15 protein-coding genes are annotated in these 17,070 nt (G+C 70.9%); 8 read left to right on the forward strand and 7 right to left on the reverse strand.

What is annotated here, in order from left to right:
• Positions 1-69 precede the first annotated feature (69 nt).
• On the forward strand, positions 70-1,230 hold the full coding sequence (nadA, locus tag ACTWOL_RS09915; protein WP_474301132.1) for a quinolinate synthase NadA: 1,161 nt from the start codon (positions 70-72) through the stop codon (positions 1,228-1,230).
• A gap of 338 nt (positions 1,231-1,568) precedes the next feature.
• Positions 1,569-2,237, forward strand: coding sequence for a hypothetical protein (locus ACTWOL_RS09920; protein WP_474296234.1), 669 nt, complete (start codon positions 1,569-1,571; stop codon positions 2,235-2,237).
• A 184-nt stretch (positions 2,238-2,421) separates the two neighbouring features.
• On the opposite strand, the gene ACTWOL_RS09925 is transcribed toward ACTWOL_RS09920, so the two are convergent.
• The 5 genes from ACTWOL_RS09925 to ACTWOL_RS09945 form a co-directional block, all read right to left on the reverse strand.
• Complete coding sequence (locus ACTWOL_RS09925) at positions 2,422-5,565, reverse strand: efflux RND transporter permease subunit (protein WP_474296235.1); 3,144 nt, start codon at positions 5,563-5,565, stop codon at positions 2,422-2,424.
• Positions 5,566-5,713: 148 nt separating this feature from the next.
• Entirely contained in the window at positions 5,714-6,400 is a 687-nt protein-coding gene (locus tag ACTWOL_RS09930) for a response regulator (RefSeq protein ID WP_474296236.1), read from the reverse strand.
• Positions 6,397-7,653 carry a sensor histidine kinase gene (locus ACTWOL_RS09935; protein ID WP_474296237.1) on the reverse strand — a complete coding sequence of 419 codons (1,257 nt, stop codon included), beginning with the start codon at positions 7,651-7,653 and terminating at the stop codon, positions 6,397-6,399. The genes ACTWOL_RS09930 and ACTWOL_RS09935 overlap by 4 nt, the downstream gene beginning before the upstream one ends.
• Before the next feature lie 309 nt (positions 7,654-7,962).
• Positions 7,963-8,241, reverse strand: a complete 279-nt coding sequence (gene pspAA / locus ACTWOL_RS09940; RefSeq protein WP_474296238.1) for a PspA-associated protein PspAA — start codon at positions 8,239-8,241, stop codon at positions 7,963-7,965.
• A 13-nt stretch (positions 8,242-8,254) separates the two neighbouring features.
• Positions 8,255-9,037 carry a PspA/IM30 family protein gene (locus ACTWOL_RS09945; RefSeq protein ID WP_474296239.1) on the reverse strand — a complete coding sequence of 261 codons (783 nt, stop codon included), beginning with the start codon at positions 9,035-9,037 and terminating at the stop codon, positions 8,255-8,257.
• 309 nt (positions 9,038-9,346) lie between these two features.
• Here ACTWOL_RS09945 and ACTWOL_RS09950 point away from each other — a divergent pair, with 309 nt between their 5' ends.
• On the forward strand, positions 9,347-9,943 hold the full coding sequence (locus tag ACTWOL_RS09950) for a DUF3043 domain-containing protein (RefSeq protein ID WP_474296240.1): 597 nt from the start codon (positions 9,347-9,349) through the stop codon (positions 9,941-9,943).
• 128 nt (positions 9,944-10,071) lie between these two features.
• Positions 10,072-10,737, forward strand: coding sequence for a class I SAM-dependent methyltransferase (locus ACTWOL_RS09955; protein ID WP_474296241.1), 666 nt, complete (start codon positions 10,072-10,074; stop codon positions 10,735-10,737).
• 326 nt (positions 10,738-11,063) lie between these two features.
• Here ACTWOL_RS09955 and ACTWOL_RS09960 read toward each other — a convergent pair whose 3' ends face one another.
• The gene (locus ACTWOL_RS09960) at positions 11,064-11,273 is read right to left on the reverse strand and encodes a hypothetical protein (RefSeq protein ID WP_474296242.1); all 210 of its coding nucleotides are present in this window, start codon (positions 11,271-11,273) and stop codon (positions 11,064-11,066) included.
• A 101-nt stretch (positions 11,274-11,374) separates the two neighbouring features.
• Here ACTWOL_RS09960 and ACTWOL_RS09965 point away from each other — a divergent pair, with 101 nt between their 5' ends.
• The 4 genes from ACTWOL_RS09965 to ACTWOL_RS09980 all read left to right on the forward strand — a co-directional run bounded on the left by ACTWOL_RS09965 (position 11,375) and on the right by ACTWOL_RS09980 (position 16,359).
• On the forward strand, positions 11,375-12,577 hold the full coding sequence (locus ACTWOL_RS09965) for a bifunctional adenosylcobinamide kinase/adenosylcobinamide-phosphate guanylyltransferase (RefSeq protein WP_474296243.1): 1,203 nt from the start codon (positions 11,375-11,377) through the stop codon (positions 12,575-12,577).
• A gap of 139 nt (positions 12,578-12,716) precedes the next feature.
• Positions 12,717-13,826: a nicotinate-nucleotide--dimethylbenzimidazole phosphoribosyltransferase gene (gene cobT / locus ACTWOL_RS09970; protein ID WP_474296244.1), complete on the forward strand. Its 1,110-nt coding sequence runs from the start codon at positions 12,717-12,719 to the stop codon at positions 13,824-13,826.
• Positions 13,827-13,936: 110 nt separating this feature from the next.
• A complete protein-coding gene (locus ACTWOL_RS09975) occupies positions 13,937-15,658 on the forward strand; it encodes a phosphatidylglycerol lysyltransferase domain-containing protein (RefSeq protein ID WP_474296245.1) in 1,722 nt (573 codons plus the stop codon).
• A complete protein-coding gene (locus tag ACTWOL_RS09980) occupies positions 15,655-16,359 on the forward strand; it encodes a hypothetical protein (protein WP_474296246.1) in 705 nt (234 codons plus the stop codon). Before ACTWOL_RS09975 ends, ACTWOL_RS09980 begins: the two co-directional genes overlap by 4 nt.
• On the opposite strand, the gene ACTWOL_RS09985 is transcribed toward ACTWOL_RS09980, so the two are convergent.
• Entirely contained in the window at positions 16,293-17,066 is a 774-nt protein-coding gene (locus ACTWOL_RS09985) for a hypothetical protein (protein WP_474296248.1), read from the reverse strand. The genes ACTWOL_RS09980 and ACTWOL_RS09985 overlap by 67 nt on opposite strands.
• Between the last annotated feature and the right edge of the window lie 4 nt (positions 17,067-17,070).

The raw sequence follows: 17,070 nt of genomic DNA on the forward strand, positions 1-17,070 counted from the left end.
AAAGAAAGGGTGCGTGACGTGACCACCGCCCACACCGCCCTCGCCGCGCCGAGCGCCGGAGGGGACACCCTGGACGTACAGCCGACGCCGCTCGCCTTGCTGCTGCTCGGCCGCGAGGCCGACCCCAAGAGCGAGCGGGGTGTCGAGTGCCCCGGGGACCTCCCCTCCCCGTCCGACCCGGACCTGGTGGAGCGGGCCCGTGCGGCCAAGGAGAAGCTCGGGGACAAGGTCTTCGTGCTCGGTCACCACTACCAGCGCGACGAGGTCATCCAGTTCGCCGACGTCACCGGTGACTCCTTCAAGCTCGCCCGGGACGCGGCGGCGCGGCCTGAGGCCGAGTACATCGTCTTCTGCGGTGTGCACTTCATGGCGGAGTCGGCGGACATCCTGACCAACGACGCCCAGCAGGTCGTGCTGCCGGACCTGGCGGCGGGCTGTTCGATGGCCGACATGGCCACGGCCGAACAGGTCGCGGAGTGCTGGGACGTGCTCGCGGAGGCGGGCATCACCGAGGTGACCGTCCCGGTCTCGTACATGAACTCCTCCGCCGACATCAAGGCCTTCACCGGCAAGCACGGCGGCACGATCTGCACCTCGTCCAACGCCAAGCGGGCGCTGGACTGGGCGTTCGAGCAGGGCGAGAAGGTGCTCTTCCTGCCGGACCAGCACCTGGGACGGAACACGGCGGTCCGCGACATGGGGATGACGCTGGACGACTGCGTCGTCTACAACCCGCACAAGCCGAACGGCGGGCTGACGACGGAGGAGCTGCGCGCGGCCAAGATGATCCTCTGGCGGGGGCACTGCTCGGTGCACGGCCGCTTCTCGCTGGACTCCGTCAACGACGTCCGCGAGCGCATCCCCGGGGTGAACGTGCTGGTCCACCCCGAATGCAAGCACGAGGTCGTCGCCGCGTCGGACTACGTGGGTTCCACGGAGTACATCATCAAGACCCTCGAGGCGGCGCCGGCCGGCTCCAAGTGGGCGATCGGCACCGAGCTGAACCTGGTGCGGCGCCTGGCGAACCGTTACGCCGACGAGGGCAAGGAGATCGTCTTCCTCGACAAGACGGTGTGCTTCTGCTCGACGATGAACCGGATCGACCTGCCGCACCTGGTGTGGGCGCTGGAGTCGCTCGCGGAGGGGAACCTGGTCAACCGGATCCAGGTCGACCGCGAGACGGAGAGCTTCGCGAAGCTGGCCCTCGAGCGCATGCTGGCCCTGCCCTGACGGGGCGCCGCCCCTGACATCCGGACCGAGAAAGCCCGCTCCCGCACTGCCGGGGGCGGGCTTTTTCGCGCCGCGTCCCGGAGCCCCGGTGCTTCGGGGCCTGGGGTCCCGACGGCTCGGCCGATGGGCTGATCACTGAGCGAGCCTCCCAAACCCTCCCTCAACAGGACGAATCATGTCATGGGGAGGTCCTATGAGCTCCCATCAGTCACCAGCCCTCGATGACCAGTTCGGGCTTGTCAAAAGAAAAGAAAGCAGGGCATTTCATGAGTCCTGAGTGGATGACCGGGTCCCGCCTTGGCCCGCTCCCTCGAAGCAGAATGCTCGCCGGCGGAGCGATGGCGTCACTGGCCCTCGTGATGATGGGCTTCGCCAACCCCGCTCTGGCGTCCGCGCCCGTCGACCCGCCGACGGGCGGGTCGAGTTTGTCGTCGGATGTCGGATCCTGCGGGGGGTACCCCGCCGACGGCGCTTCCGTGGCCATGGTGCCCGGGGCCGGCGGAGACCGGTGCAAGGTCGGCCCGACCGGTCCGACAGGTCCGACCGGCCCGGCCGGAGCAACGGGAGCAACCGGCGCCACGGGAGCAACAGGAGCCACAGGAGCCACCGGAGCGACGGGAGCGACGGGAGCGACCGGTGCCACGGGAGCCACAGGTGCCACAGGAGCCACAGGTGCGACCGGTGACACCGGAGCAACCGGCGCCACGGGAGCAACGGGAGCAACAGGAGCCACCGGAGCGACCGGTGCCAACGGGGTCTCCGGGTACCAGAGGGTCTCCTCCCCCTTCCAGTCGTGTGCGAACGACAACCTCTGCCAGGTCAATGTGACCTGCCCGGCCGGGACGGTGATCACAGGGGGCGGCATCGAGAGCAACACCCTCGGGAACGGTCTCGTCCTCATGGACACCTTCCCGAGCAGCACCACCTCATGGCGGGCCAACCTTGAGAACGACACCGGCGTCACCATCATGATCAGGGCTTGGGCGCTCTGCGCCACCGCCTCATAACACGTCCCGTCCGCCTTCTCGTCCGCCTCACCGGTCCGGTCGGTACGTCGGCCGGGCCCGGTGGATGACGCGGCCGGATCCGGGGTACCGCGAGCCGCCGTATCCCACCCGGCCACAAAGCCCCGCCCCCGGCACCGGATGACCCGGTGCCGGGGGCGGGGACGTGCCGGAGGAAGACCGGCGGCTACACGCCGGCCGGCACCTCCTTCTCCGCGGTCTCGGGCGACGACGCCTCGCCCGACGTCCGCGCCCGCTTCGCCGCACGCTTCGCCCGGCGCCGCTCCTTGCGGAGCTCGACCATCGCGTAGAGGGTCGGGACCAGCAGCAGGGTGAGCATCGTGGAGGTCACCAGGCCTCCGATCACCACGACCGCCAGCGGCTGTGCGATGAAGCCGCCCTGGCCCGTGACGCCCAGCGCCATCGGAAGCAGCGCGCAGATCGTCGCGAGTGCCGTCATCAGGATCGGGCGCAGTCGGTGCCGGCCACCCTCGATCACCGCTTCGACCACGCCCAGGCCCTGGGCCCGGTACTGGTTGATGAGGTCGATCAGCACGATCGCGTTGGTGACCACGATGCCGATGAGCATCAGCATGCCGATCAGCGCCGGTACGCCCATGGGCGTACCCGTGGCCACCAGCAGACCGATCGCACCCGTCGCCGCGAAGGGGATGGACACCAGCAGGATCAGCGGCTGGACCAGGGACCTGAACGTGGTGACCAGCAGCATGAAGACGATCGCGATCGCAGCCAGCATCGCCAGGCCCAGCGAGGCGAAGGCCTCGTCCTGGTCCTCGGAGACACCGCCGATCGACACGGTCGCGCCCTCGGGAAGATCCAGGGTCTTGATCTTCGACTGGAGCGCGGAGCTCACCGCACCCGTGTTGTCACCGGTCGGCTTCGCCGTGATCGTCGCCGCACGCGCACCGTCGATCCGGGTCATCGAGACCGGGCCGGGCACCAGCTTGACCTCGGCGATGTCGCCGAGCTTCACCGGGCCGAGCGGCAGGTTCTTCAGCTCCGCCATCGTCTTCGCGGGCTTGGCCGACGTGATGACGACATCGCGCTCGCTGTCGCCGATGATCGCCTTGGCCGCCGGGGTGCCGTGCACCGCCTGGGCCACGGCCATGCCGAGTGTCGTGTCGTTGAAGCCGGCCTGCGCCGCCTTCTCGGTGCCCTTGACGGAGATCCGCGGCACGGACTGCGACAGGTTGCTCTGGACGTCGGTGACGTTGTCGAGCTTCGCGACCTCGGTGCGGACCTGCTCGGCAGCCGTGCGCAGGACCTTCGGGTCGGCGGCCTTCACCACGACGCTCAGGTTCTGGTTGGCGAAGCCGTCACCGGCCGCGATGGTCGTGTCGCCGATGCCGTCGAGCTTGCCCAGCTCCTCGTCGATGCGGTCGCGGACCTTCTCGTAGGAAGCGGCGTCCTTGAGCGTCATCTGGTACGAGGCCTGGTTGGAGCCGGTACCGCCGCCGAAGGCCGCCAGGAACCCGGAGGAGCCGACGGTGACCTGGTAGGCCTTGATCTCGTCGATCCCGTCGAGGACCTTCTCGACCTTCCTGGCCGCCGCGTCGGCGGCCGCCAGGCTGGCGCCGGGCTTCAGCTCCTGCTTGACCGACATGACCTCCTGCTCGCCCGGGTCGAAGAAGTTCGTCTTCAGCAGACCGGCCATGCCGAAGGTGCCGAAGAGCACGACGAGGGCGAGCACCACACTGGTGATGCGGCGGCGCGTGGCGAACCGCAGCACCGGCACGTAGCTCCGCTGCAGCAGGCTGCGGGCTTCCTTCTCCTCCGCCCTGCGGCGCGCCTCGTCCGCGTCGAGCCCCCGCACGTCCTTGGGGGCGCGCAGGAACCAGTACGACAGGACGGGGACGACGGTCAGGGACACGACCAGCGACGCGAGCAGGGCCGCGGTGACCGTGAGCGAGAAGGAGCCGAAGAGCTCGCCGATCATGCCGCCGGCGAGTCCGATCGGCAGGAAGACCGCGACGGTGGTCAGGGTCGAGGAGGTGACGGCGCCCGACACCTCGCGCACCGCGGTGAGGATCGCCGTCTCGCGCTCCTCGCCGTAGCCGAGGTGCCGCTTGATGTTCTCCAGGACCACGATCGAGTCGTCGACGACCCGGCCGATGGCGATCGTCAGCGCGCCCAGGGTGAGCATGTTGAGCGACAGGTCGCGCGTCCACAGCACGATCAGCGCGAGGACGACGGACAGCGGGATGGAGACCGCGGTGACCAGCGTCGAGCGGATCGACGCCAGGAAGACCAGGATGATCACGACCGCGAACAGCAGACCGAGAGCGCCCTCGGTGGTCAGGCCCGAGATCGACTTGGCGACGGCCGGGCCCTGGTCCGAGACCACGGACAGCTCGGCGCCGGAACCGAGGTCCTTGCGGAGCTCGGGCAGCTTGTCCTTGACCGCGTCGGAGATGGCGACGGCGCTGCCGTCCTTGTCCATCGTGGCGAGGACGGCGAGGCTGGGCTTGCCGTTGGTACGGGTGAGGGAGACGCGCTGCGACTCCTCCTGCTTGACCGTGGCGACGTCACCGAGGCGGACCGGCTTGCCGGCGCCCTCCACGCCGGCCTGCGGAGCGATGCGCAGGTCCTGGATCTGCTTCAGCGACGTGAACCCGCCGCCGACCTGGACCGTACGGCTGCTGCCGGCCTCCGAGAACGAACCGGCCGGGATGGTCGCCCCGCCGGCCTTGAGCGCCTCGGCGAGCGCCTGGACGTTCAGCCCCGCAGCGGCCAGCTTGCCGTTGTCGGGAGTGACCGAGACCTGCAGGTCCTGGACGCCGTCGACGGTGACCTGGCCGACGCCCTTGATGTCCTCGAGCGCGGGCACCACGGTGCGCTCGAGCTGGTCGGCCAGGGCCTGCTGGTCCCGGCCCGAGCTGACGGCGAGGACGACGGTCGGCATGTCGTCCGTGGAGCCGGCGACCACCTGCGGGTCGACGTCGTCGGGGAGCTGGGCGCGGGCGCGGTTGACGGCCTGCTGGACATCGGCGACGAGCTGCTTCGTGCCCTCGTCCCCGTAGTCGAACGTGGCCATGATCACGGCGTTGCCCTCGCTCGCCGTGGAGGTGATGCCCTTGATGCCGTCGACGGCCTTGATGCTGCTCTCGAGGGGTTCGACGACCTGCTTCTCGACCACATCGGGAGACGCACCCTGGTAAGGGGCCAGCACCGACACCATCGGGAGTTCGATGGAGGGCAGCAGTTGTTGCTTGAGCTGCGGGATGGCGATCGCTCCGAAGACGATCGCGACGATCGACATCAGCCCTATCAGGGCCCGTTGTGCGAGGCTGAATCTGGACAGCCAGGACATGGGGTCTCTCTTCTGTGGCTTACGCAGGACGCGGGCGAGGGTGTGCACCCGGTAATACGATCGGCCATTCGCGAGGGTGAATTCCTCGCCCCCAGGTCCAGATCCTTATCCCGCGCATACTCCATTCGGAGTACGCGCGGGAGGAGATTCACTCCACCCGGGGGCGGACCAGGCCCGATTCGTACGCGATGACGACCAGTTGGGCACGGTCGCGCGCACCCAGCTTCGCCATCGACCGGTTCACATGGGTCTTGACCGTGAGCGGGCTCACCTCGAGGCGCTCGGCGATCTCGTCGTTGGAGTGACCGCCCGCGACGAGGACGAGGACCTCGCGTTCCCTGCCGGTCAGCGCGTCGAGCCGCTCCGCGTGCACCCCCGGGTCGTGCTCGTCGTCCGCACCCCCGCCCTGTGCGAGGAAGGTGGCGATGAGGCCCTTGGTCGCCGCAGGGGACAGCAGTGCCTCGCCCGCGGCGGCGATACGGATGGCGTTCAGCAGTTCGTCCGGTTCCGCGCCCTTGCCGAGGAAGCCGGAGGCTCCGGCACGCAGCGACTGGACGACGTAATCGTCCACCTCGAACGTCGTCAGCATCACCACCCGTACCGCGGAGAGCGCCGGATCGGCGCTGATCATGCGGGTGGCGGCGAGCCCGTCCGTACCGGGCATCCGGATGTCCATCAGCACGACGTCGGCGCGGTGCGAGCGGGCGAGGGCCACCGCCTCGGCGCCGTCCGCCGCCTCGCCGACCACTTCCATGTCGGGCTCGGAGTCCACGAGCACCTTGAACGCGCTGCGCAGCAGCGCCTGGTCGTCGGCGAGCACCACCCTGATCGTCATGCGTCCCCCTCCGCGTGAGCCTTGAGCGGCAGTATCGCCTGTACGCGGAAGCCGCCCCCGTAGCGGGGGGCCGCGGTGAGCGTGCCGCCGAGCGCCGTGACACGCTCACGCATCCCGACGAGACCGTGGCCGCCGACCGCACCGGCCCCGCCACCGGTGGCGATATCGCCGGGGGTCTCCTCGGGTGCGCCGTTGTCGAGCACGGTGACCTCGACCGTCCGGCCCACCCGCACGACGCTCACCTCGGCCCTGGCCTGCGTCCCGGCGTGCTTCTGCACATTGGTCAGGGCTTCCTGGATGATCCGGTACGCCGCCAGGTCGACGGCCGCGGGCAGCGTGGTGCCGTGGTCGGTCCTGGCCAGCTCGACCGTCTGTCCGGCGTGGCGGAACGACTCCAGCAGATGGTCGAGCGCGGCGAGACCGGGCGCGGGCTCGGTCGGCGCCTCCGGGTCGCCGGACTGGCGCAGCAGGCCGACGGTCGCGCGCAGTTCGTTGAGCGCCGAGCGGCTCGCGTCCCGGACATGGGCGAGTGCCTCCTTCGCCTGGTCGGGACGCTTGTCCATGACGTGCGCCGCCACTCCGGCCTGCACGTTGACCAGGGCGATGTGGTGTGCCACCACGTCGTGCAGATCCCGGGCGATCCTCAGCCGCTCCTCGGCGACGCGGCGCCGCGCCTCCTCCTCGCGGGTCCGCTCGGCACGTTCGGCCCGCTCCCGGATGGCGTCGACGAAAGCCCTCCGGCTGCGTACGGCATCACCCGCCGCGGCCGCCATCCCGGTCCAGGCGAACACCCCGACGTTCTCCTGGCTGTACCAGGGAACGGTGCCGAACAGCATCGCGGACGCCGTGAGCACCGCCATCGACAGCAGTCCGACCCGCCAGGTGGTGGGGCGGTCGGTGCGTGAGGCGACCGTGTACACGGCGACCACCGCCGCCATCGCGACCGGCGCGGGCGGGTTGCCCACGACGAACTCCAGAACGGACAGGGAACCCGTGACGGCCAGCACGGGCAGCGGCCGCCTCCGCCGGAACACCAGGGCCGCCGCGGCGAGCAGCATCAGCAGCACGCTGTGGGGCTGGGGCGTACGGGCGCCGAAGGCGGGGCCGTGCGGACCGCTCGGGTCGGCGAACGACGCGCACACCATGCAGACGAGCACACCGGAGGCCAGCGCGGCATCGAACGCGAGGGGATGCGCGCGCAGCCAGCCGAGGGGGCGGTCGAGCCTGGTCGGGCCGGTCGGAGGTTCGGTCACGACAAGCAACCGTAAAGGGTGGGCGTACGAATCCGTACGGTCCGGTGGCCGAGGTCACGGGTGGAGCAGGAGCACGGACGACGCCGGTCGGGGACGCCCGGGAGCGCGGGCGGGGCAGGAAGGCCGGCCTGACCACCCACGGCATGGGCCCGCGCCCGGACCGGTCGTCCGGGCGCGGGCCCATGCCGTGCTCTGTCGTGCTCCGTCGCGCTCCCTCGTGCGATGCCATGCCTGCCGAGCCGTGGGCCCGGCGTCCGGGACCGGGATCCCGGATCAGCCCGGGAGTCGGCGTCAGCCCGGCGGTCGGCGTCACCCCGGGATGAGGCCGTCCTCGTTGAGCATGTCCCGTACTTCCTCGAGCGTCGCGTCGGGAGAAGGGAGAATCAGCTCGGACGGCTCGAGCGAGTCGTCCGGGAGCGGGGCGCCGAGCCTGCGGACCGCGTCGAGCAACCCGCACAGCGTGCGGCGGAAGCCGTCCTCGTCACCTGACTCCATCTCCTCCAGGAGCTCGTCGTCCAGCTTGTTGAGCTCGCCGAAGTGACCGTCGTCGACCCTCCACTGGCCCTCCCCCATGATCCTTACGATCATGACGCGACCGTCCCTACTGCTTGTCGAGGTTGTGCCGGCCCTGAGCCTGTGACTGGTCCTGCGCCGCGCCGCTGCCGCCCTCGATGGCCTGCTGACCTCCGCTGCCCCCAGCCAGCTCGGCCTTCATCCGCTGCAGCTCCAGCTCGACGTCCGTACCGCCCGAGATCCGGTCCAGCTCGGCCGCGATGTCGTCCTTCGCCATACCCGACGGGTCGTCGAGCGCACCGGACGCGAGCAGCTCGTCGATGGCGCCCGCACGCGCCTGCAGCTGTGCCGTCTTGTCCTCGGCCCGCTGGATGGCCAGACCGACGTCGCCCATCTCCTCGGAGATGCCGGAGAACGCCTCACCGATCCTGGTCTGGGCCTGTGCCGCGGTGTAGGTGGCCTTGATGGTCTCCTTCTTCGTACGGAAGGCGTCGACCTTGGCTTGCAGCCGCTGGGCCGCGAGGGTGAGCTTCTCCTCCTCGCCCTGCAGTGTCTGGTGCTGCGTCTCGAGATCGGTGACCTGCTGCTGGAGGGCGGCCCGACGGGACAGCGCCTCGCGGGCGAGGTCCTCACGGCCGAGCGCGAGCGCCTTGCGGCCCTGGTCCTCGAGCTTGGAGGACTGGCCCTGAAGCTGGTTCAGCTGCAGCTCGAGGCGCTTGCGGGACGTCGCCACGTCGGCGACGCCGCGGCGTACCTTCTGCAGCAGCTCCAGCTGCTTCTGGTACGAGTAATCGAGGGTTTCGCGCGGATCCTCGGCCCGGTCAAGGGCCTTGTTTGCCTTCGCGCGGAAGATCATCCCCATACGCTTCATGACACCGCTCATGGGCTTCGCGCGCCCCCTTCTGACGGACTGGCTCCAGCTACTCCAGAACCCACACTACGGGCCCTGGTTCCATTACCCCACTGTTCGAGCGCGGATGCGCTCCTCCCCAGGAACGACCTGCCGGCGACGCCGATCAGGCCCAGGGATGAGACGGCTCTCGGGGAGACAGACGCGCGCCGGCGCGGGATCGTTGCACCCCGGGACGCCGGCCCGCACCACCGGCCGGGAGCACGTGCGGGAACGCAATGGGGGGCCTTCGGTCCCGCTCCCGTTTCCGACCCCGTACCCTTGGGTTCTGTGTTCCGTAGCCGTTCGAAGGATGAGAAGGCCCCCACCGACAAGGTGACGGCGGACCTCTCCAAGCAGCCCCGCGACCCCGAGGCGCCCAAGGGTCGTCCCACACCCAAGCGGAGTGAGGCCCAGGGCCAGCGCCGCCGTGCGCAGTCGGCCCCGGCCGACCGCAAGGAGGCCACGCGCCGCCAGCGCGAGGCACGGCGTGCCGACCTGGCCAAACAGCGCGAGGCGCTCGCCGGCGGGGACGAGCGCTATCTGCCGCCCCGCGACAAGGGCCCGGTGCGTCGCTTCGTCCGCGACTTCATCGACTCACGCTTCTGCATCGCGGAGTTCTTCCTGCCGATGGCCGTCGTGATCCTGGTGCTCTCCATGATCCGCGTGGGCCAGCTGCAGAGCATCGCGCTGCTGCTGTGGCTCGGCGTGATCGTGATGATCGTCGTCGACTCGATCGGCATCTCGATCCGTCTGAGGAAGCAGCTGAGCGAGCGCTTCCCCGATGAGTCGAGGCGCGGCGCCGTGGCGTACGGCCTGATGCGTTCCCTCCAGATGCGCCGACTGCGTCTGCCGAAGCCCCAGGTCAAGCGCGGAGAGCGGCCCTGAGCACTGACGTCCGCGGTTTCACCGACGGCGCGGCGGCCTGGCTCGAGGGTCTTGGTGGGCTGCGCAACACCGTCCGGCAGGAACTCGTCGCGCGCCAGCTCGACGAGCAGATAGCCGGACGATTCCCGGTGGGGCAGCGGCTGCGGATTCTCGACGTCGGCATGGGCCAGGGCACCCAGGCGCTGCGTCTGGCGCGGGCCGGGCACACGGTGACGGGTGTGGAGGCCGACCCCGGGATGCTGGCGGTGGCCCGCGAGGCGCTGGCGGCCGAACCGGAGGGCATCCGGGAACGCTTCCGGATGGTCGAGGGCGACGGCCGGGACACCGGCGTGCACTTCCTGCCCGGTTCCTTCGACGTGGTGCTGTGCCACGGCGTGCTGATGTACGTGCCCGACCGCGACGCGATGCTCGCTGGCCTGGCCCGGATGCTGGCGCCCGGTGGGCTCCTCTCTCTGCTGGTGCGCAACGCCGACGCTCTGGCCATGCGCCCGGGGCTGTCGGCGGACTGGCCCGAGGCACTGGCCGCCTTCGACACGGACAGCTACACGAACCGCCTCGGTCTGGCCGTGCGCGCCGACCGGCTGGCCGATCTGACGGCCACGCTCGCGGGGATCGCGGCGCCGTTGCACAGCTGGTACGGGGTACGGGTCTTCACGGACACGGTCCCGAACGAGGCGGAGCTGCCGGACGGCGAGACGCTGGACCGGCTGCTGGCCGCGGAGGACCGGGCGGGGCGGACCGATCCGTACCGGGGGGTGGCGGCGCTGCTGCATCTGTGCGGGGTGCGCGGCTAGGTCCTTCCAGGTCCTTGTCCGGGCAGCGCGACGGTGACGCTGCGCTGGGCGGTGCCGGGTGGGTTGCCGGTACCGGGTTGGCGCCCGGTGTGTCCGTCCTCAATCGCCGGACGGGCTTGAGGTGTGCCCCCTGACGTGGGCGCGGCCGGGGTGTCCGTCCTCAATCGCCGGACGGGCTCAGGGTGTGTGGGCTCGCCCACGCCAGGGGGCACACCGACACCCCACCACGGCACCGCGCAGCACACCCGGGCCCGGCCGTGCGGGCCGCGTGGCATCACGGCCCGCACGACCGGTACCGGTACCGCTACCGGTACGCGGACACGCTCTCAGGCGCCTTCGGCGTCCAGGCTCATGGGCCCGTAGATCTGGCTGCCGTCCTCGAAGAGGAACACCTGGTCCGCACCGCCCTCGAGCAGTTCACGCCAGACCTCGCCGATCCAGGACTCCGCGTCCCCCTGCGTGCTGAACTCCTCGGGTTCCACCGCGGGCCGGACCTCCGTGCCGTCGGACTTCTCGAACCGCCACGTCCACGCCATGTGCGCCTCCCGGGTGTCGGATCCCACCAGCTGATCGCTTGGTTGCTGCCCGCAGCGTAGCCGGGCGAGCACCCGCAGCGGCGACGCGGGAGGATCGTCCTGTGGAAGTGACTCTGCTCGGCACGGGCGCCCCCAGCGGGCTCCCCCGCCCCGACTGCCCCTGCGCCGTCTGCGCCGCCGCCCGAGGTACGTATGCGCGCGCGGTGACGGCCCTGCTGGTCGACGGGGCTCTGCTGCTCGATCTGACCCCCGGGGCCGCGCTGGCCGCCGCCCGTGCCGGGCGCTCGCTCGTGGGCGTACGGCAGGTGCTGCTGACCCATCCGCACGACGGACCGGCCGTGGAACTGCCCGCGGGGCTGCCGACCGCCGGGCGGGTACCGGACGGCCAGGAGTTGACGCTGATCAGCGGGCACCGGGTGCGGGCGGTGCCGATGGATGCGCCGGGCACGGGTTACGAGGTGACCTCGCCGGACGGCCAGAGGCTGCTGTACCTGCCGCCGGGCGGAGCGCCCGCGGGAGTCACCGGTGGCGGGGAGGCACCGTACGACATGGTCCTCGCCGATGTCGTCGGGCGGCCCGACGGACTCGCACGGCTGCGCGCGGCCGGGGCGGTCGGCCCGACCACGGATGTGGTCGCGGTCCACATCGACCACGAGACGCCGCCGGGCGCGGAGCTGGAGCGGCGGCTGGCCGCGGCCGGGGCGCGGGCCGTGCCGGACGGTACGACGCTGTACGTCGGCGAGTACCGCGCGGTGCCGGACGTGCCGCGCCGGACGCTGGTCACCGGCGGGGCGCGGTCGGGAAAGTCCCTGGAGGCGGAGAGACGGCTGGAGGCCTTCCCCGATGTGGTGTACGTGGCGACGAGCGGCGCCCGCGCCGACGACCCCGACTGGGCCGCCCGGGTCACGGCCCATCGTGAACGCCGCCCGGGGTCCTGGCGGACGATCGAGACCTGCGAACTGGTACCGCTGCTGGCACAGGACGGGCCGCCGCTGCTGATCGACTGCCTGGCCCTGTGGCTGACGGACGCGATGGACCGGGTGGACGCCTGGGACGACGAGGTGTGGGAGCACTCGGGCCGTGAGGCGCTCCACCGCCATGTGGCGGAACTCGTCGCCGCGGTGCGCGGCACGCGCCGCACGATCGTCGCGGTCACCAACGAGGTCGGTTCGGGTGTCGTCCCGGCGACGGTGTCCGGGCGGCGCTTCCGTGATGAACTCGGCCGTCTGAACGCGGCGTTCGCCGGGGAGTGCGAGCATCTGCTGCTCGTGGTGGCGGGCCAGGCACTGGCGCTGCGGGGCTGACGGCGACGGCGCCCGCCGGGCCGCGCACGGGAGCGGCGGCGGGCGGTGCCCAAGCCGGGCCCGGTGCCCGCCTTTTCACGATCGCGCCGGATACGGCCCGGCACCGGCGCGGGAGCGGACTGCCGGTACTGTTCGGCGAATGAGCTCGCTGAATCTCGACGACTTCTCCGATCTGATCGAGCGCCCCGACAGCGGTGTCCGGCGCGACGCCGAGGAACGCCGGGAGCGGCTGGTCGTACCGCCCGGCGCACTGGGGCGGCTGGACGAGCTCGGCGAGTGGCTGGCCGCCGCCCAGGGGGCCGTGCCCGTGCGGCCGTTGGAGCGGCCGAAGGCGTTGCTGTTCGCCGGGGACCACGGAGTCGCGGAGCTGGGCGTGTCCGGGCGGCCCGCGGGCACCGCGTACACCCTGGTGCGGGCCGTGCTGGACGGGTCGAGTCCCGTCGCGGTGCTGGCCCGGCGGATGAACGTGCCCGTACGGGTCGTCGACGCCGGGCTCGACTGCGATCCGGACCTGCTGCCCGACGATGTCGTACGCCACCGGGTGCGGCGCGGCAGCGGGCGCATCGACATCGAGGACGCCCTCACCGCCGACGAGGCGGAGCAGGCGGTGCGCCTCGGGATGCGGATCGCCGACGAGGAGGCGGACTCCGGTACCGACCTCGTGGTCCTCGGTGATCTCAGCGTCGGGGGCACCACACCCGCCTCCGCCCTTGTCGCCGCGCTGTGCGGCACCGACGCCTCGGTCGTGACGGGCCGCGGCGCCGCCGCGATCGACGACCTCGCCTGGATGCGCAAGTGCGCGGCGATCCGTGACTCGCTGCGCCGGGCGCGGCCGGTCATGGGCGACCAGCTCCGGTTGCTGACCACGATCGGCGGCGCGGACCTCGCTGCGACCACGGGCTTTCTGCTCCAGGCCGCCGTGCGCCGGTTGCCGGTGATCCTCGACGGCGTCGTGTCGGCGGCCTGCGCCCTGGTGGCGCAGCGTGCGGCGTTCCGCGCGCCGGACTGGTGGCTCGCGGGGCAGGTCAGCGGCGAACCCGCCCAGGCCAAGGCACTCGACCGGATGGCGCTCAACCCCCTGCTCGATCACGGCGTCACTGTCGGAGAAGGAACAGGGGCATTGCTTGCACTCCCCCTCGTCCAGGCCTCCGCGGCGCTCGCGGCCGAGCTGCCCGAGCGCGCACCGGATGCCGAGGACGAGAAGGCCGTCGTGCCGGCGGAGGGCGAGGACCGTACCGAAACGGACTGACGCGTCCGGGTGCGACCGTTCGGCCGGCCGGCAACGGCCGCCGACCGGCCGCGACCGGCTCCGTGTCACGTGACGCCCCGCATGGCTCACGTTTCATGGGAGTGGTCCGTTTGTCAGCCCGATCGCGCCGCAGCGCGGCGTTCGCCATCTGGTATCTGCGCGCCGTCACGTTCGTGAATCTGCTCAGCGCGGTCTGGGTGTCACTCGGCCAGGACCTGCGCCGGCACAACACGGACGACTACTTCACGCCGTATCTGCTGACCGCGGGCTTCGCCTCGGGCGCCTTCACCCTTCTCCTGGCGGTCACCATGCGCCGGCGCAAACGCGCCGCCTGGATCCTCAACACGGTGCTGAGCGGGCTGCTGCTGGTGGCGTTCTGCCTCGCGATGCTCCTCCCCGAGGTCCGGCGGTATCCGCAGAACTGGGCCTCGATCGTCCTGACCGCCGCCTTCTTCCTGTCCCTCCTTTTGGGGAGGCGCGAGTTCTACGCCAAGGGCGACCGCTCCAACCCGAAGCTCGCCGCGGCCGTCGCCGCGGGCGGGCTGCTCGTCACGTCCCTGATATCGGCCGTGCTGGTCACCGTGAACAACTCCGCGGCCGGGAGCTCCACCTTCCTGGAGCGCTGGCGCTACGGCGCCATGCTGCTGGTGTCGCTGGCCGCCGACGAGAGCCGTTTCCCCGGGATCAGCACCCCCGGCTGGGTGGACGTCACCATCAATGTGCTGTCCACGCTGCTGCTGTTCGCGGTGCTGTTCGCCGCCTTCCGTGCCCGCCGCGCCGTCGACCCGATCACCGAGGACGACGAGGAGAAGCTGCGGGCCCTGCTGGAGCGGCACGGCGACCGTGATTCGCTCGGCTACTTCGCGCTGCGCCGTGAGAAGAGCGTCGTCTGGTCGCCCAGCGAGAAGGCCGCCATCGCCTACCGCGTCGTCGGTGGAGTCTCGCTCGCGTCCGGCGACCCGATCGGCGACCCCGAGGCCTGGCCGGGCGCCATCGAGCCGTGGCTGGCCGAGGCACGCGAGCACGGCTGGATCCCGGCGGTGATGGGTGCGAGCGAGGAGGCGGGGACGATCTACGCCCGGCACGGCCTGGACGCGCTGGAGCTCGGTGACGAGGCACTCGTCGAGACCGCCGACTTCAGTCTCGATGGCCGGGCCATGAGGACGGTGCGCCAGGCGTACAACCGGGTGCAGCGCGCGGGCTACCGGGTGCGGATCCGGCGCCACGGGGACATTCCCGCCGATGAGATGGCCGAGCTGGTGCGCCGCGCCGACGACTGGCGCGACGGCGCCACCGAGCGCGGCTTCTCGATGGCGCTCGGCAGGCTCGGCGACCCGGACGACGGGCGCTGTGTGATGCTCGAGTGCACCGACGGCGAGGGCGAGCTGCGGGCGCTGCTCAGCTTTGTCCCCTGGGGCCCGAAGGGCCTCTCCCTGGATCTCATGCGCCGCGACCGCGACTCCGAGAACGGCCTGATGGAGTTCATGGTCATCCAGCTGCTCCAGCGCGCGAACGAGATCGGGATCACTCAGGTCTCACTGAACTTCGCGATGTTCAGATCGGTCTTCGAGCGTGGCGCGAAGCTCGGAGCGGGTCCCGTGCTGAGGCTGTGGCGGTCGCTGCTGAGCTTCTTCTCCCGCTGGTGGCAGATCGAGTCGCTGTATCGCGCCAATGCCAAGTACCGACCCATCTGGGAGCCGCGATTCATGCTCTTCGAAAAGAGCGCCGACCTGCTGCGCATCGGCCTCGCCGCGGGCCGCGCCGAGGGCTTTCTGGAAGCCCCCGGTCTGCCGAAGTGGCTGCACCGCAAGCATCTGGAGGGCAAGCGGTGAACGCCGCGCGCGCGTTCGCGCGCCGCGAGTGGGGGCCGCTGTACACGACGGTGAGGACCGCCCTGGTCACCCGGCGGTGGCGGGCCGTCCCGATGACACTGACGGCCGTCTGTCTCACCGCGCTCTTCCAGTGGGTCCAGAACCAGCCCTGGGGGTACGAAGCGGTGCAGGGCATCGGCTCGGTGCGGGCCGAGTACCCGCTGTGGGTCGCCCTCGCGCGCACACCGCTCTCCCTCTTCGTACCGGCGCTCGATCTGCCGGTGTGGGGTGCGCTGGCGCAGATCCTGCTCGTGTTCGGGATCGCCGAGATCGGCCTGGGCCGGCTGCGCACGCTGCTGATCGCGTATATGTCCACACTGGCCGGGACGATGTACGCGCGGATCGGGATCGCGCTCGGCACGGAGAACCCGCTGGGGCTGCCCGACTCGACCGCGCACATCGTGGACACCGGCCCTTCGGCGGCGGTCGTCGGGCTCGCCGTCTACGTCGGCTACCGCTACCGGGCCTGGCTGACGATGAACCTGGTGATCGTGGCGATGGTCGTCGAGATCGTCATCAAGAACAATCTGGCCGGCAAGGAGCATCTGGCGGCGATCGCCGCCGTGCTGGTGGTGTGCGCGGTGACGGCCGCGCGTCAGCGCGGTTCGGCGTCACGAGCCGCGGAGACCGTCCGGTCGGGGGCGCCGCCGATGAGGTCCTGAAACTTCCGGCGCGGTCCCATCCAGCGTTTGTCGTGGCGGAAGGCGCGCAGGATCGACCGCGCCCGGGAGCGTGGGCGCTTGCGGTAGAGACGCTTGGCCCAGGGCGACGCGGGGCGGGCCAGCCGCAGCGCGCCGATGAACGCCACGAACGGCACCAGGGTGCCGATGATCGCCATCCTCAGCTTGCCCTTCGCCAGGGTGACCAGGACGAAGCAGAAGTTGACGGCGACGAAGAGCAGGAAGAGCCGCCGGTCGTCCCGTTCGTCCTCGCTGAGGTTGTCGACGCCGAGCGGGGAGAAGCCGGCCAGGGTGAGCAGCAGCACGGAGGCGGTGAGGACGACGGCTTCGACGCTCTTGCGGCCTTCGTTGGTCCAGTAGACGTCGTCGAGATGGAGGATCAGCGCGAACTCGTCGAGCACGAGCCCCGCGCCCATGCCGAAGATCAGCGCGAAGACGATGGTGCCCGCTCCGGCGTGCTCGCTGCTCGCGACGGACCCGAAGCCCCCGACGACGGTGAGGACGACCCCGGGCACCACATGGTGGATGTGGAGCCCGCCCGAGCTGACGTTCCCGAACGGGCCCTTCCCTGCCCTGATCATCCGGGTGACCACACGGGTGAGTAGGAAGGTCAGGACGAACGAGGTCAGCGCGAGCAGCAGCGGGAGCTTCCCCGGCTCCACGATGTCGCGGTAAAACCAGTCACTCATGCCC

The sequence above is a fragment of the Micromonospora sp. IBHARD003 genome, from assembly GCF_056106285.1.